Below are 16,817 nucleotides of genomic sequence, written 5' to 3' on the forward strand. Positions count from 1 at the left end.
TTTAAATTACGGAGATGGAAGGTTAGATAGCATGCATGCCTATCAGAAAAGCGTGATTTCCAATGTTTATAATGAATTAGCCAAAAACATTAACTGGAGTGACGGGCTTGTTCGGATACCCCAACCTGGACATACAAGGGAAGCTTCGCAGCATACGGAATGCCATGAAGGGCGGACGTCAGCTGATTATTATGCGGTTGGATCTTTCCTAGGACAAATTGAAGAGTTGCAGGGAAAGAAGATTCTAACGGAATTAAGCAAGCTTCAGGTAAGTGATCCCCAGCATCCGCAGTATGGTGGGATGCGGTGGTATAAAGAAGAAACCGTCATTAATGATACCAATGCGGCTTTTTTTATTCTAATGCCCTTAACGACGATACGTTTCTTATTCCCGGAATCCTTTCCGGCAAGCCATATTAGGATGCTCGATACTATGATGGATGCGGGTATGGAATGGTTTGCCCATGAATGTACAGACCCCATTCTGTATTATCCTAACAAAATAATTAGTGACGGCGCACTGCTGCTCACTCTGAGCCGTATTCGTAGCCACGAAATATATTATCGCAAGGCGGTAGACTTCTTTGAGAATTGGGAAGATTACACGATTCGCAGAGGGTGGGGCTGGGGCGAGAACATCAGCCTGCATTATTTGCCAATTATTCTCAACGCCTTGGGTCTAGCTTGCAAGGCATTAAAGCCAGCAGAAGCTGAGTTGAAGTGTAAATTACAGAAGCAGATGGATGCTTTGTTGGCGTATATTCGCTTTCAAGGGCCAGGCGAACTGGTGCCTTCTATTAGAAGCTACAACTTCGAAGGGAAAGCGGAGAAGGCGAGCTTCTTATGGGTCATTGCTGGTTTAAAGCACAATGTTATGGACGAAATCAAGCAGGATTCGATCGTTAATCATTGGTCTTTAACTGCGATGATCAGCTTGCTTCTGTTTGAAGAAAACTGGAAAGAACCGCATACGGTTCAGCTCGAAACTCCGCGAGCTCGCAAAGAGCCCATATTTGATCAGAGTTATTCGTACACGTGGGTGGGACATACGGGCAGATTGGGCAGTATTAACCAATTTCCGGTTATTCCGGGTTCTTATCAATGGCCTACCTGGGGGCTTGGTTGGCAATCGTTTCCGGTCAGCTTCCGTATTGAAGGCGCTCAGCTGGGGTATCTTCGTTGGTCTGTGATGGAAAACGGAAGACAGCGGACTCACCCAGCCAGAAACAAAGAAACGTATTTAAGCCCTGCGCTATTTGGGGAGGCATGGTTTCCCGATGTGCAAACCCAAAGTGCACAATTGGAGCATATGCTGCTTGTCTGTCGTTCGATGACCGGAATTAACAATCAAGTTGCTGAGCTAGCTGATGAATGGGTTATCCATCGCTTTCAAGGGCAGATCATCCACGTCGAAGACTGGCTGGTTCTGCAAGATAAGCAAGCAGCTGTTGCAATAAGAGCTTTGAGTGGAATTTCCTATTCACAGCTAGCGCGGGCAGCTCAAGGGATTCAACTCAAGCAGGTGGGAGAAAGTTTGTATATCCGGCAAGTATTATACAACGGGGAAGAAAAGACCCTGAAGCATCCACGGCTGGAAGCGGCCTGGGCTATACTCTTTCTTGATAATATCTCGGATCAAGGGGATATTCGGCAGCGCCTGATGAAGGTGGTTATCACAGATCTATCCAGGCCAGATGGCGAGGTTCCGCGAATCAGCTATCATGAGATTCACCAAATGGAAATGACAGACGGGAGTAATACGGTTGCGCTAATGGTCGACCCATTCTCAATCAATAAATCATAAGGAGCCAACTATACGATGCAACTATTAGATAGAATCACTATGGAGCAGCATATTGACAAGTTGATTCTGCAGATGAAGGATTTAAAGAGCTCGATAGACGAGTCATGTCCGATTGGAATTATCTCAATGGATAACTGGGAGTGGCCGCAGGGAGTCGGTTTGTTCTCGCTCTATTTGTATTACAAGGAAACTAGTAACCCACAGCTGCTTGCTTATCTGGTGGAATGGTTCGATAAGCGTATAGCTGAAGGCTTGCCGCCAAAGAACGTCAACACGATGTGCCCGATGTTGACGCTGAGCTACTTGTACGATGAAACACAGGATGATAAATATTTGCAGATATGCAAGGAATGGGCCAGCTATGTGCTGGAGGAGATGCCAAGAACAGTCGAATTTGGCATTCAGCATGCGGTATCGGGGCAGCTGAATGAGGGCCAGCTCTGGGATGATACGCTCTACATGACGGTTCTTTTTGTAGCACGAATGGGCATAATTCTTGAGGATGAGCGCTATATCCAAGAGAGTATTCGCCAATTTCTCGTCCATCTTAAGTATTTAACCGATCCGGTAAGTGGGTTGTTCTTCCATGGTTGGACCTTCGAAGGGAGGCATCACTTTGCCAAAGCGCTCTGGGCGAGGGGGAATTGTTGGTATACCGCAGGGTTGGTCGATTATCTTGATATTGTAGAGTTGCCGCAAGGTGTTCAGGACTTTCTTATTTCCTCATTAGAAAGACAGGTTAGCGCACTCCAGGATTGGCAAGCGGAAGATGGGCTGTGGCATACGCTTCTCGATGACGCTACTTCCTATAAAGAGACCTCCGCTACATCAGCTTTTGCTTATGGTATTCTTAAGGCAGTCCGTAAAGGATATTTGGATCCTCAGTTTAAGACCGTTGGCTTAAAGGCGCTTCAAGCGGCTATTGGACAAATTGATGAACAGGGTATCGTGCAAGGTGTTTCGTATGGAACAGGAATGGGGTTGACACTGCAGGCGTACAAGGATATCCCGATTTGTCCTATGCCCTACGGCCAGTCGATGGCACTTTTGGGATTAGTCGAAGGCTTGAAGCATGTTTGAGAAAAGGAAATAGGTAGAGAACTATGACGGAAGAGGTGGTGATAAATCTTGAATGATTACGCTTACAAATAGGGGGTATATAGCGAAACAAAAGGAATGAAAAAGTATTGCTACATGGCTATTGAAATGACCACTACATATAAGGAGTGATATTCAATGACAACGGAAATTAATTTTCGCAAAGTAGTAATTGTAAGTCTAATTGCATCTATCCTAATTGTTTTATTCGGAGCTTTACCGACTAAGCATGCTTTTGCAGGCACACAAGCAAGCTATTATGTAGATTTTACTAGCGGGCTTGATACGAACGCGGGTACTTTTGCAGCTCCTTTTAAAACGATAGAAAAGGCAAGAGCAGCAGTAGATATCATTAATGATAATATGACAGGCGATATTTATGTTTTCCTTCGCGGAGGCACACATACTTTAACCAGCTCCGTGATGTTCGATGCAAGCGACTCGGGTACAAATGGTTATAAAGTTTACTACAAGCCATATGCATCAGAAGTGCCTGTCGTATCTGGCGGGGAAAATTTGAGTGGCAGTTGGACCCTGTATGATGCAACGAAAAATATATACCGAAGAAGTGTCACGGCCGGTTTTGAATTCCGTCAGCTGTATGTAAATGATCTACAGACGACAAGGGCACGCATTCCTAATGCTACGAACCTCGATACCTTGGGGCCTTATTACCAGACGATCGGTTATGAGCCGCTGACAACACCTGCACCTGCTCCGGCAGATCGCGTTGATGGCAAATATAAAATTAATAAAGCAGAAATAGCGGCCTGGGCTAACCCCACACAAGTGGAAATGGTCGTTCAACCCCACTGGTATCATAATAATCTAAGAGTTGCAGCCTATACTTCCGATGCCAATTATGCCTATGTCACATTTCAAGCATCTGAAAAAGCACTTGCGTTTAAAAAAGATGACAGCTTCTTTGTCGGCAATGCGTACTATTTTGAGAATGCCTATGAGCTTCTGGATGCTGAGGGCGAATGGTATTTAAATACGGTAACTGATTACCTGTATTACAAACCACGTACCGGCGAGAACATGGCTACCGTATCCGTTGTTGCTCCTAAAGTAGACGTATTATTTGACCTCGTAGGAACTTCCGGATCCAATATTCACGATATTGAGTTTAGTGGCATTACTTTTAAGTATTCCAGCTGGAATACCCCAAGCTCGGCCGGGCTGGTCGCAACGCAAGGTCTTCAGCCATTACCGTTTGATACAGCGACCGGATATGCATCCGTACCTCCAGCAATGGTCAGAGCTTCTTACGCCAACCATCTTCGTTTTATCAATAATACCTTTAGATTTGCGGGAGCCAATGGGCTGCAGTTTTTCAAAGGCGTTAGCGAAAGCCAAATTGTGGGGAATACCCTTACCTATATGGCGGGCAATGGGATAAATCTGGATGGGTACAGTAAGAAGAACCCGACTGCAGCGGAGCAAACCAAGAATATTCTAGTTGGCAATAATACGATTTCTCGGTATGGGCAGGTCTATACGAACGGCATAGGGATTCTAGCGGGCTTTGTCAAAGACACGATTATTGAGCATAACGAGATCAGTTATGGTCCTTATATGGGGATGCAGATCGGGAATCAAGCATTTGCTAATATTGAGGTTGGGATGAGCAATAATAAGATCCGATACAATGAGGTTCATCATGTGATGCAGAACCACGATGATGGCGGTGGCATTTATACGTTAGGCAGACAAACGAATACCGAGATATTTGAGAATTACATTCATGATATTGTAAAAAGTACCTGGGCCATGAGCTTTGAGGTAGCGGCTATTTATCTGGATAACTACAGTGAATTTATTACAGCAGAGCATAATGTGTTTGCAAATGTTAACAAAGGTGAGCATTATAATCCAGGTGGACACACGCAGAACAACACCTGGATAAACAATGGAACATCGGACGCATCCGTCATCAGCTATGCAGGAGTAATTGCAGGGTATGCAGAACCCAGTATTGTGTATGAATTTGAAAGCGAGAATATCGCTTATACCCCGTCAGGAGCAAGCGCCAGTGTGCAAACGCAGTTAGATGGAGCGAGCAGTGCGCAGTGGGTATTGCTAAGCGCAGACGGAGTGGGAGACTACATTGACTTTACTTTACCGAATGTTGCTGCTGGCGCATACAGCATTAAGTTGGTTTACAAGCAGTTCACCAGTAGAGGCGTCATGCAAACAGAAAGTCCGACTGGAACGAACTTTGGAGCTGCACTAGACATGTATGGTTCACCAGGCGGTTACAGCGTATGGACTGTAGGTAATAAGGTTTATGATACAACCGGCGATAAAACACTTAGATTTAAAGTTACGGGTAAGAATGCAGCATCTTCAAGCTACAACTTGTCATTTGACAAGATCATTCTGGAGTCAAGTGTATTGGATCAAAATTTTGATGCCATGACAACAGGTTCAGCGCCAACCGACTGGACAACGACTTCTAGCGGGGGGACGCTGACCGTAGAGGCGATGCCAAGTGCAGCAGATAAAAGCCTGAAGGCCAATAAGACAGCAGCCAGTGCATCCTCTATGACAGCCTACAGTAATTTTACAGCCAACCTGACTGCGGGAACGATTGAAACTAAGGCACGAGCTGAGCAAACCAATGCGACTAGCTACGTCATCATAGCCAAGGATAGCAGCGATACTTCAGCCATTCAGATCGCTTTTGGAAATAATGGATTTATACAATACAGAAACAGCAGCGGCTGGCAAAATACAACGATTGGTTACACGGCAGGTACCTGGTATGACTTCAGAGTCATATTTGATACCCTTACTGACACCTATAACCTCTATGTTAATCGAACTTTGTACACTACCGGAGTCAGTTTTATGGCGAATACAAGCAATTTGGCCAAAATCGGCGTAGGCATTTATCAATCCGATCTCGGAACCGCTTACTTTGATACGATCAAAGTATACTAATCCATATATCACACTAACAGGAGAGATAGCTATGCATCAAACATCAGATCAAGCGTATTTGACATTGATTGGATCCTGGATACGGGATGCGAAGAAATGGTTGTATCGTTGTCCGGATCGTCCGGATCTGGTTTGCTACGGTACAGGTTACAATGATTGGGGTGTGCAGACCCATCAGAAAGCATTGGCGGCATTTGCTGTTTGGGGAACCGCCCCCGATCTGAATCCTGAAACCGCGATGGATCAGGAAGAAATACGCTCGCTTGCCTTGGCGATGCTACGCTTCAATCTGGCTTCGCATCAAACAGGGGATTATCACTGTCTGGATGGAGGAAAGTGGGGCCACACCTGGATTAGCGCGCTTGGCATTGAACGCATGATGCATGGCGTAGAAGCACTTAGGCCATATATGAGCGAGGAAGATCAGCTTCGATTGGAATCCATGCTGATATCAGAAGCGGATTGGCTGCTGGATAACTACACGGTCGTAGCTGGACTTATTGATATGTTGGATGGCAAAAGCCGTAATAAGCCTGAAAGCAATCTATGGAACGGTGCGCTGCTGCACCGCACGGCAATGCTGTTTCCACAAGCCAAGCGAGTAGCAGAATACTTGGAGAAGGGGACTCATTTTCTCTTGAATGGCATCTCTATTCCCAGCGATTCAGAATCTACACGCCTATACGTGGGGCGCCCCGTTTCCGAATGGCATGAAGGAGCAAACTTCTTTGAATCTTACGCGCTTCATCATCACAGCTATTTAAATGTCGGCTATATGGTTATTTGCCTGTCCAATATCGGTATGCTGCATTTTGCTTATCGTGCTCAAGGCAAGCGTGCGCCTGAATCCTTGTATCATCACGCCGCGGATTTATGGCGCGTTTTGAAACAAATGATATTTCCAGACGGTCGCTTGCTGCGGATAGGTGGTGATACACGTGTTCCGTATTGCTATTGTCAGGATTACGCGATCCCGATGTGGCTATTTATCGAGGATTATTTACAAGAGGATTGTTCGCAAATGGAAGCAGGCTGGTTGGCTCAATTAAGTGAAGAAGCGGAATCCAACAGGGATGGATCGTTTTTATCCGGTCGTTTGAACCGACTGGCTGAACGCTCTCCTGTCTATTACACCCGATTGGAATCTGACCGGGCAGTGACTTTGTCGATGGGTGCAGCCTGGAAGCGTTGTGTCGGTGAGTTGCCAAAAGAGGAGAATGTGAGTGGTCAACGTGAGCGGGTTGATCTTTCTAGGCAACCTACCTATTGGCATGATGAATTCCATGGCGCCTCTCTTATTCGGTCAGATCAGCGCATCGCTTCCTGGGTGTGGAAATCAGCAGAGAAGCCAACTGGCCTATGTTTGCCGCCAAAGGCCAGCAGTTTGGCTGAATGGAGATGTAATCTTGCTGGCTCGATCGTCGGACTTGGATCGGTGAATAAGTCTGAAGTGACGCAGTTTCATGACTATGCCTTTCCAGGAGGATTCGCGACAATCGGCACATTAGCTGTCAAAACTGAGAGATTCGTGGCGGAAGGCGAATCGTCCGCCATGACGGCTCTGCATCATATCGCTTATGTGGCCTTGCCTGATGATCAGACTGTAGCTGTCATGCAATATGCAGTAGCTGTAAACAGAGCCTATGTCCGGCAATTGCGCGGGTTGCATTTACATGTTCCTAACGACGTGTATAATCAATACTCCCGCACATACACAACGGATTCAATCGAGATAGACATCGATGGTCAATCAACGGTAGAGCGCTTTGAGGCGTTGGATTCGAACTGGTTGAATATCGACAATCAGATTGGCGTTGGCCGGGTATATGGCCCTAGGCTGGGACTATACTGCCCTGGAAAGCGCAATATACATTTGAAGCAATATCCTTGGGTGGATCAATCTATGGACGTTGGCTTACTGCGAACGGATCAAATTGTACAGGAATTTTCAAACACACTTCAAGCGGTAGATAAAGGGCAAACGATACTAGACAATGGATTTTTTATACTTGCGAACGCGGATGCTCAACAAACAGCAATGGCTTCTGCTAGTTCAAGTCAATCACATCTGCAGGTACAAACATCATCTCCAGGGGTAAGGTGGATGACAGTGAAAGGAAGCGATGGTCTGCATTACGCAATCATTGCCAATTTCAGCAATGAGCAAGTCGAATGCCAGATGTCGACAAGCAGCGAGATGAGGAAATGGATCGGTTGCGATTCTGCAGCTATTTATGTACCTGCGAATGGGGGGAGTACCACGATTCGATTGGATAAGAATCGCATTGCTGTATATACATTTTGATAAAAGGAGGAAGGGCTTTGTTCTCAAAGGCCCTTCCTCCTTTTATATGTTTAATTTTCGGAGTCAGAAATAGAGAAGCAAGACATTTGTTTTTTGAATTGGTAAGGAGTAACGCCAGTGTGTTTCTTGAAGAGTTGGCAAAAGTAGGAGACATTCGCAAGGCCAAGCTTATCTGCGATTTCATTGACCTGCCAATTGGTTTCCAATAACCACTTGCGGGCTAGGCTGACTCTTCGTGTGGCTACGTATTCACTATAGCTGCAACCAATGTCCTTCTGAAACAATGTGGATAAGTAATTGGCGTTAAGATGAAGGGCTTTAGCCGCAGATTCTATCGTACTGTCCTCCATGAAGTGATCCTCAATCCATTCCATTGCTCTTTCGGAATGGCCTTTTACACGTGCAGATGTTATCTTGTTATCGCTAGAAAGAGGAACTTGCTGCTCCAGCCATTGCAGCATGGCTATTGTTGTTACTTTACAGAACTCTATACGAGGATTCAATAGCTGAATACTTTGAATCAGGGGATGGTATTCATTTAGATAGGTGATAAATGGGAAGTCTAATGGGGAAGTGAGCAGCTTCTTCAGGTAATTCTGCAGTACTGGATAAGGAATGAGCATCGATTGAAAGGCTATGGGTTCGATGACTAGAAAGGATCTAATTGCTTCAGACTCGATGTCAAAGCGGATGCGATGAAGCTGAAACGGCTGGAAAATGAGAACCATTCCTGGTTGTAATACCGTATGAGCACCATCACAAATCACGGATCCCCCGCCCTTGTGGAGATAGAAGATTTCCAAGCCTTGATGAGAATGAAATATATCGTGTCCGTATTGCTGATCTGTCTGAAAGCTCCAATAGAAAGGGAATTTGTGCAGACCAATATGTTGAACCTGCTTCATAGAACTGCTCACCTCATATCTGAGAATAACCGTATTTTATCAGGGATATCAGCTACATTACAACTTAAAATATGTTTATGATTAGCATATAATATGAAACCCACTCATTGGAGGTTGTTATATGACCGAGCAAATGGATCAAGAGTCTTTCGATATTGATATTGATCAAAAAGTATTACCACTAACTGTTGCTGAACATGGTCATGTTTATTTACGACCTGTTGATTCCAATCACAGGTTAAAGCAATTGTTCTGGCTGGAGTTTGAATTATCGAGGCTTGCCATGGGATGGGCACCTTGTTTCCCTGATTGGGATATCAAAGGTGAACTTATTCGGCTAGCCTACCTGCACACTGTTCATATGAAAGCTTTGAAAGAGCGAATTGGTGAATTGGCTGGTAGTGGAATTAATGACCGTGCGCGAACGCCTGCTTGCTTTCTCGAAGGGTTTCAAAGCTTGTCGTTAGCTCCTGGATTAGCTGAATTTGCCTATGCTTACCGAGCATTGGTTCATGCCTTATTGGAAGCATACAGCAAGCTTGAATTGGAAATGGATCCTATTCTGGATGCACCTTCGATTGATGTTTTTCGATCAATTGAAAGAGATACCCGTACTCACCTGAAGTGGCCGGAACGTTTTATACGATTTGCCTACTCGGAACAACCAGAGTTGAATCAACGTTATACGAATTGGACGATCTACACCAATCAAGTCATCTTCACCATGCTGCGGCATGCAGGGGATAAAGAGGTGAAATGGCCGACTCCGCTAGCCCTAGAAGCGATAGGACCTGTACCGGCTGTCGCAGCTCCGGATGCCAGATTTCCACTACATGACCCAAAGATTCATGGGGAAGCCAATTTGCTTAGAGATTCTAGCAGCCCGCTCAATGACAGTGTGAAGCAAATGATCTATATCAATGCGACTGAAATGACTTCGGCGGAATCTATGGCCTATCTGTATTACGGCGTGCAAAACATGCCCATGGATTTCTATATCGATGTTGCCCGTCATACTTGGGATGAAGTGAGGCACAGCCAAATGGGGGTCCGCCGCTTGAAACAGCTCGGATATCAAACAGAGCAGTTTCTCTGGGCAGGAACTCAGGCGCTGACGTCAGAGAACCTTCCGACTATTTTCCCGGAATTTTATGCAACCTTGACGATGGTGGCCGAACCATGCTCATTCTTCAAAAAACGTAAATCCATTGACGCCTTCTGGAAATTCGGTGATGCGCTTTCTGCTATTCAATCTGAATTTGATATATCAGATGAGCGTATGCATGTGGATTTTGGACAGAAGTGGGGGGCAAAGCTGTTTGAACATATAGAAGATTTTGAGACGGCTAAATCGGTTCAGGAAAAAGTTCGTGCCCGGAGACTTCGCCATGTAGGGGTACAAGATTCAGAAATTGAGCGGCTGTTGAAAAACTTTCCTTCCTTATGCGGGTTCACAACCAAAGAACTGGTTTATGATCAATATTGACGATAAAATGCCCGTAAGATGTACTTTAAAAAGTGCTCTTTTACGGGCATTTTTTGATAATCCGTTTATGAATATTCAACTGTAATCTCAACACAGCATAGGAATTGTTCCAGAATCCGTTAAAATCACAGAAATTCATAAAAAGAATAGTGAAAATGGAGAGGGATTTACCTATTTATTAGTGTTCGGGCAGGGTATTTACATGCTAAATTAAGGCTACAAACACAGCTTGGATAAAAAGGAGTGACGCAATGTCAAAGCAACGAACGTTTCATACAAAGCACACAAGGCAATTAACCATACTAGCTCTGCCAGCCATATTGTTGCTATTTCTATTTAACTATATCCCTATGGCAGGCGTTATCCTTGCATTCAAGAACTATCGGATTGATAAGGGGATATGGGGGAGTGATTGGTCAGGATTCAAAAATTTTGAATTTTTTTTCTTATCCCAAGATGCTTGGCGAATTACTCGAAATACGGTAGGCCTAAACCTGATTTTTATTGTTACAGTCATCTTAGGAGCTGTCATCTTCGCTATTCTTCTCAGTGAAATTACGAAGAAAAAGTGGGTCAAATGGTACCAAACGACGATGTTTTTCCCTTATTTCCTTTCTATGCCTGTAGTAGCTTTCATCGTACTCGCATTTCTGGATATTGATTTAGGCGTGATGAATCGCTTGCTTATCAAGTTCGGGGTAGAACCCATTCAATGGTATGCTGAGGCTGCCTATTGGCCGTATATTTTGACCATCGTAAACTTCTGGAAATCAATTGGTTACAATATGATCATTTTCTATGCAGCCTTAATGGCGCTTGATCGCAGTTACTATGAAGCAGCTGAGGTGGACGGGGCATCACGCATGCAGATGAGACTTCAGATTACCATTCCTTTGTTAATGCCAATTGTCATTATTATTACGATACTAGATCTAAGCCGTATTTTTTATTCGGACTTTGGATTGTTTTACTTAGTTACACAGGGCTCAGGATCCTTATTTTCCACGACAGATGTCATCGATACTTATGTATATCGTTCATTACGTGTTGTAGGTGATATTGGGATGGCTTCAGCTGCTAACCTATACCAAGCTTTTGTTGGATTTGTGCTTGTCATCACGGTTAATTGGATTGTTCGGAGGGTGAATTCAGATAGTGCGCTATTTTAAATCTAGGGAGAAGGTGAACATGCATGAAAGCTGCTAAACCTCTTAATCAATCGAACCAGGTGTTTACTCACTTGCTATTTATCATCATTGCACTAGCCTGTATTTATCCAGTTCTTCTTATAAGTATCATATCGATAACCGAATTCAAGTCCATTTATGATTATGGATACTCTGTTATTCCTCACAAAATCAGTTGGGATGCCTATATTTATTTGTTTGCCGACGCGTCGAAAATATTGAAATCCTACGGTGTCTCCATTTTTGTAACAATTGTAGGGGGAAGTATGTCAGTCATCATCCTGTCGATGATTGCCTACCCACTATCGAGAAACGATTACAAGTATAAAAACAAATTAAGCTTCTACGTATTTTTCACGATGTTGTTTAATGGGGGTCTCATCCCTACCTACATCGTGGTTACGCAATATTATCATTTGAAAGATTCCATATGGGCGCTCATATTGCCATACCTTGTACTACCGTTTTATGCGCTCTTACTGCGGACATTCTTCTCGGCGATCCCCAAAGAAATTATTGAGGCAGCGCATATGGACGGGTGTAATGAATATCGCGTTTTATGGGGAATTATCTTTCCCATGTCCACACCCGCACTTGCAACGGTAGGTTTGCTGTGTGTATTGCGGTATTGGAACGATTGGTTCCTGAGCTTACTCTATATTGATAAGGCTAATCTCGTTCCGCTCCAGTTATTACTGCGCAATATGATTAACAATATTCAAGAGATCGCGAACGAGGCAGCTCAAAATGGCGGGTTGGTGCAAAATATTGAGTTTCCATCCGAATCTGCACGTATGGCAATGGCTGTTGTTGCTGCAGGACCTATGCTTTTCATCTTTGTCTTCTTCCAAAAGTATTTTGTGCAAGGCTTAACGGTTGGCGCAATTAAAGGGTAACAATAAGGCATGGCTATATCCCGAATGGGTTAGCATATAATCGAAAAATAGGGAGGGTTTTGCAACATGAATAACAAAGTAAAAAGCATTTCACTCTTAATATTAACAGCAATGACTTCGGTATCAGTGCTTGCCGCTTGTGGGAAAAGTGATTCCACTACATCTACGACTCCTTCAAAGGACACTACCGCAGTAGCTACACAGGCAGCGAAATTAGCCCCTGTGAAGCTGAAATGGATACTGCGTTCAACACCTCAAAAGGATCAACAGCTCGTTCAGGATGAAATGAATAAAATCCTGAAAGAGAAAATTAACGCGGAGGTTGAATTAACCTTCATCGATCCTGGCGCACCGTATGACCAGAAAGTGAAAACCATGATCGCTGCTGATGAGGATTACGATATTATGTTTACAGGAGGTCCATTAGTATATGGTGATTTCTATGGATCCGTTTCCAAAGGAGCGTTCCTCCCGATAACAGATTTGATTAAGAAATATGCGCCAAAGACGTATGCTCAGATTCCTGAATCATTTTGGAAATCGGTCACGGTAAAAGGGCAGATGTATGGAGTTCCCAACTATCAAATCGTTGCCCGTCAGAATGGGATTATCGCACAGAAAAATATTGCTGATAAATACAATGTCGATATCACTAAACTAACGAAGTTTGAAGATTTAGAAACGCTATTAGTTAAAATTAGAGATGGCGAACCAAAGTCGAAAATCCCTTTAACTTTGGATAAATTGGGTGTTTGGAATAATATGCTCACCTATTACGGTCTTGAACCTGTCGGTGCATCCAATACTGTGGGGATGACGAAGATTGATGATGCGAATGGGAAAGTCATTAACCAGTATGCTGACCCTGCATTTAAGCAACATATTGTTTTGTTGAATGACTGGTTTAAAAAAGGATTTATTAATAAAGATGCAGCAACGCTTCCTTCTGCACTTACAACTTACACCAAAGCAGGTAACACCATGACGGGCTGGTCCAATTGGAAGCCGGGTGGAGATGCTGATGGTAAAGCGCTTAATAACGGTAATGATGTGATTTACAAGATCTTAGATAAACCTTTTGTTACGAACGAAAATGTCTCCACAACGCTTCAGGCGATTAACAAAAAGTCTAAAAATCCAGAAAGAGCTATGATGCTCATTGAATTAATGAACACGGATAAGCAGTTATATAATTTAATTACTTTTGGTATCCAAGACAAACATTATAAGAAGCTGTCAGACAATCGAATCGAGTTGGTTAAAGATAGCGCATATTATCCAAATAAAGCTTGGGCGTTTGGTAATCAATTCAATGCTTATCTCCAACCAGGTCAAGATGATAATGTTTGGCAACAAACGATTGACTTAAATGCAAAAGCAACATCATCCAAACTACTAGGATTTGTATTCGATCAAGAGCCGGTGAAAACGGAAATCGCGCAGTGCCAATCTGTATTCGATGAATATCTGCCTGGATTGTGGACCGGATTTGTAGATCCTGAGAAATTCCTACCTGAGTTCCTAGCTAAGCTACAAACTGCGGGAGCAGATAAAATCATTGCGGAGAAACAAAAGCAACTAGATGCATGGAAAGCGGGCAAGTAATTCATTCATTCAAGTGACAAGCCATTTGGCCGCTCGAAGTTTTCGAGCGGCTGAATGATATATTCACCCTTAGGGAATAAGTTATGCTATCATGAAGAATAAATTCTTCTGGGGGCTACCGAGTTGAAAGCATTGAAATTAATAGAGAAGCTTCGATTCCAAATCTTGTTCAAAATCTTCTTTTACATAGCAATATCCATGATACTCATCGTCGTTATTCTTTCTCAGATTCTGTATCGAAGTTTTGAGAAAGAAGGGTTGAATATTGCCTATACTTACAATCAGAAAGTATTAACGCAGCTCAGCTATGATATTAGTTATATGAATGACATGGTAAAAAGTTTTATGATTGTTCAATTTCAATCACCAGGGAATCAGCAGATCATGCATCGCGAAGCAAATAATAATTTTTTTGATACACAGAAGTTTATTAACCAATTTCGAAATTCAGTGACCAGCAATAGTATGATTTCGAGTGCTGTTTTGTATAATCGTCAAATTCCTGAATATGCTTCAACATTTTATGGAAGCGCTGACAATTATGATGAGCAGTTAAAGAGTTTAATTAAGAATCCTAAGCAAATCAAAGTTCTCCAACCCATACCACGTTTATTACCGAAGGATGTTTATGGCATTGATAATGATGTTTTTACCTATTTTCTTTATGACGATATGACCAGCAATGGTGATATTGATGGAGCGTTGATTGTCAACGTTAAATCGGAGTGGTTACGAAACAATTTGATTAAATCTAGCAGCAAGGGCACGAAATTAACGATTATTGATCACGAAGGAAAGGTCATTGTAGATAGCAGCCGTCAGCAAGAAATGTTTAGCCCATTTAGTGAAATCTACATGACCAAGATCCGTGAGAATCAAGATAACGGCAATAGCTTTATTCATGACGACAAAGTCGTTAGTTATTTCTCAATTCCCCAAACGACCTGGATGTTAGTGGCGGAGGAACCGTATAAGCAGGTATTCGAGCCTATTCGTAAAATAAGAACGCAAACACTAGGCTTTACACTAATCTTTCTAACGATCGGAATAGTTCTGGCTATTTATATTTCCCGCAGGATCTATAAACCCTATGGAAATTTAGTCAAAATGGCTCAGAAATGGGGCAATATCGACCTGGTGAAATCTCATTTTAATAGTGAGTCGGAATTCTTAACCAGAGCCATGGATATAAGCTTCGCGATGAGTGGTGATTTCGAGAAATATAAAACGTCTACACTAGATATCGTTGCGGATAATCATTTAAAGTCGATTTTACTAGAAAGCAATGATAAGAAATCCAGTGATATCCCGAACGATAAGCTGGATGAGTGGCTGAGCGGTCCAACCGACTTGCTGCTGATCGTGTTTAAGATTGATCAAATGCGGTTGTTCGATAGAATGAATAAAGAAGAAAAACGTCTTATTTATTTTGCGCTTACCAACATAGCTAACGAGGTTTTTGGCAGTAAGCACGCCTATATGAAAACAAGTATGGGGAACGGAGAATTCGTCTATCTACTTGAATCTGTTTATCCTTCTGATCATTGGGTAGAGCAAATTCAAAGTATGCTTTCCATAACAAAGAGAATTACGCCGGGAATTACGATTTCTGCTGCTATAAGTGATCTGATTCATGATCCTTCACAATTACATCTGGTTTACATGAAGACTGTGCAAATGTTTGAATATCGGATCTTTCATGGGAATAGCGCGATACTCTTAACCAGTAATATCAATCAGAGAGACAGTTCTGTACGTGAAGAAATCCCAGAGGACAAGATTAATAAATTCATCGAAAATTTGAAAATCGGACACTACGAAAGCACAAAGACACAATTTGAGGAGATCGTAAATCTAGTATCAAATGGAGATGGTAATCAACTTATTTTGTTCCTGGTTCGACTTGTATTCAGCATAAATAAAGCCTTGCAAGAATTAAATTTGAATCGTATGGAGCCCATTGAGTTTCATGTCAGTTCTTTTTGCAGTGAGTTGATGAATCAAGGTACATTGGATGGCATTCAAGAACAATTCAACAGTTTATTACTGTATATCGCTGAGAAGCTAAAGGTAGACACTTCCAAAAAGCACAGCATTTTAGTCAATTCGATTTTGGATTATATTCATGAAGAATATGAGAAGGGGGATATTGGTCTAAAGGAAATCGCAGTTGCGTTTAGAATGTCTCCTGGTTATTTGGGGCAAATCTTCAGGGAAGCTATGAACAAGTCCATCGCACAATATATCCACGATATGAGATTAGAGAAGGTAATGGATCTTCTTCGTCATACTAATTTAAGTGTTCGAGACATCATCTTCAAGGTCGGCTACTCGAATGAAGCGAACTTTTATAAGTTATTTAAGAAACAGTACGGCATAACTCCAAATGAATATCGTCAAACTATTTTGATCCAAACAAGAGAACGAGAGTAGCTTGCCGGTTTAACAGTTGAGAAGCAGTTGGTACAGGAAACTCCTGGATCGACTGCTTTTTACATTTGTGATCTCACAATATAACTGTTGTCAAAAACAATACAGTTATGTTATGGTGTAACAAAAACAGAGAAGAGTTCCGGATATGGAAT

10 protein-coding genes are annotated in these 16,817 nt (G+C 42.8%); 9 read left to right on the plus strand and 1 reads right to left on the minus strand.

The features are described from left to right. Positions 1–31: 31 nt before the first annotated feature. From AC58QO_RS09890 to AC58QO_RS09905, 4 genes are all read left to right on the plus strand, one after another. On the plus strand, positions 32–1,804 hold the full coding sequence (locus AC58QO_RS09890) for a hypothetical protein (RefSeq protein ID WP_497265125.1): 1,773 nt from the start codon (positions 32–34) through the stop codon (positions 1,802–1,804). A gap of 15 nt (positions 1,805–1,819) precedes the next feature. Further along, positions 1,820–2,884 carry a beta-galactosidase BglB gene (bglB, locus tag AC58QO_RS09895; protein WP_497265126.1) on the plus strand — a complete coding sequence of 355 codons (1,065 nt, stop codon included), beginning with the start codon at positions 1,820–1,822 and terminating at the stop codon, positions 2,882–2,884. A gap of 156 nt (positions 2,885–3,040) precedes the next feature. Next, positions 3,041–5,848, plus strand: a complete 2,808-nt coding sequence (locus tag AC58QO_RS09900) for a right-handed parallel beta-helix repeat-containing protein (protein WP_497265127.1) — start codon at positions 3,041–3,043, stop codon at positions 5,846–5,848. A 31-nt stretch (positions 5,849–5,879) separates the two neighbouring features. Further along, positions 5,880–8,153, plus strand: a complete 2,274-nt coding sequence (locus AC58QO_RS09905) for a hypothetical protein (RefSeq protein ID WP_497265128.1) — start codon at positions 5,880–5,882, stop codon at positions 8,151–8,153. A 50-nt stretch (positions 8,154–8,203) separates the two neighbouring features. Here AC58QO_RS09905 and AC58QO_RS09910 read toward each other — a convergent pair whose 3' ends face one another. Next, positions 8,204–9,058 (minus strand): helix-turn-helix transcriptional regulator, encoded by an 855-nt coding sequence (locus tag AC58QO_RS09910; RefSeq protein ID WP_497265129.1) that lies wholly within the window; start codon positions 9,056–9,058, stop codon positions 8,204–8,206. 121 nt (positions 9,059–9,179) lie between these two features. Between AC58QO_RS09910 and AC58QO_RS09915 the strand changes: the two genes are divergently transcribed. From AC58QO_RS09915 to AC58QO_RS09935, 5 genes are all read left to right on the plus strand, one after another. Then, positions 9,180–10,544, plus strand: a complete 1,365-nt coding sequence (locus AC58QO_RS09915) for a DUF455 family protein (protein WP_497265130.1) — start codon at positions 9,180–9,182, stop codon at positions 10,542–10,544. Between the two features lie 251 nt (positions 10,545–10,795). Further along, positions 10,796–11,713, plus strand: a complete 918-nt coding sequence (locus AC58QO_RS09920) for an ABC transporter permease (RefSeq protein ID WP_497265131.1) — start codon at positions 10,796–10,798, stop codon at positions 11,711–11,713. Between the two features lie 23 nt (positions 11,714–11,736). Further along, a complete protein-coding gene (locus tag AC58QO_RS09925; protein WP_497265132.1) occupies positions 11,737–12,627 on the plus strand; it encodes a carbohydrate ABC transporter permease in 891 nt (296 codons plus the stop codon). 66 nt (positions 12,628–12,693) lie between these two features. Next, entirely contained in the window at positions 12,694–14,232 is a 1,539-nt protein-coding gene (locus AC58QO_RS09930) for an ABC transporter substrate-binding protein (RefSeq protein WP_497265133.1), read from the plus strand. 123 nt (positions 14,233–14,355) lie between these two features. Beyond that, positions 14,356–16,665, plus strand: a complete 2,310-nt coding sequence (locus tag AC58QO_RS09935; RefSeq protein WP_497265134.1) for an AraC family transcriptional regulator — start codon at positions 14,356–14,358, stop codon at positions 16,663–16,665. Positions 16,666–16,817 lie beyond the last annotated feature (152 nt).

The organism is Paenibacillus sp. J31R30 (assembly GCF_059692115.1).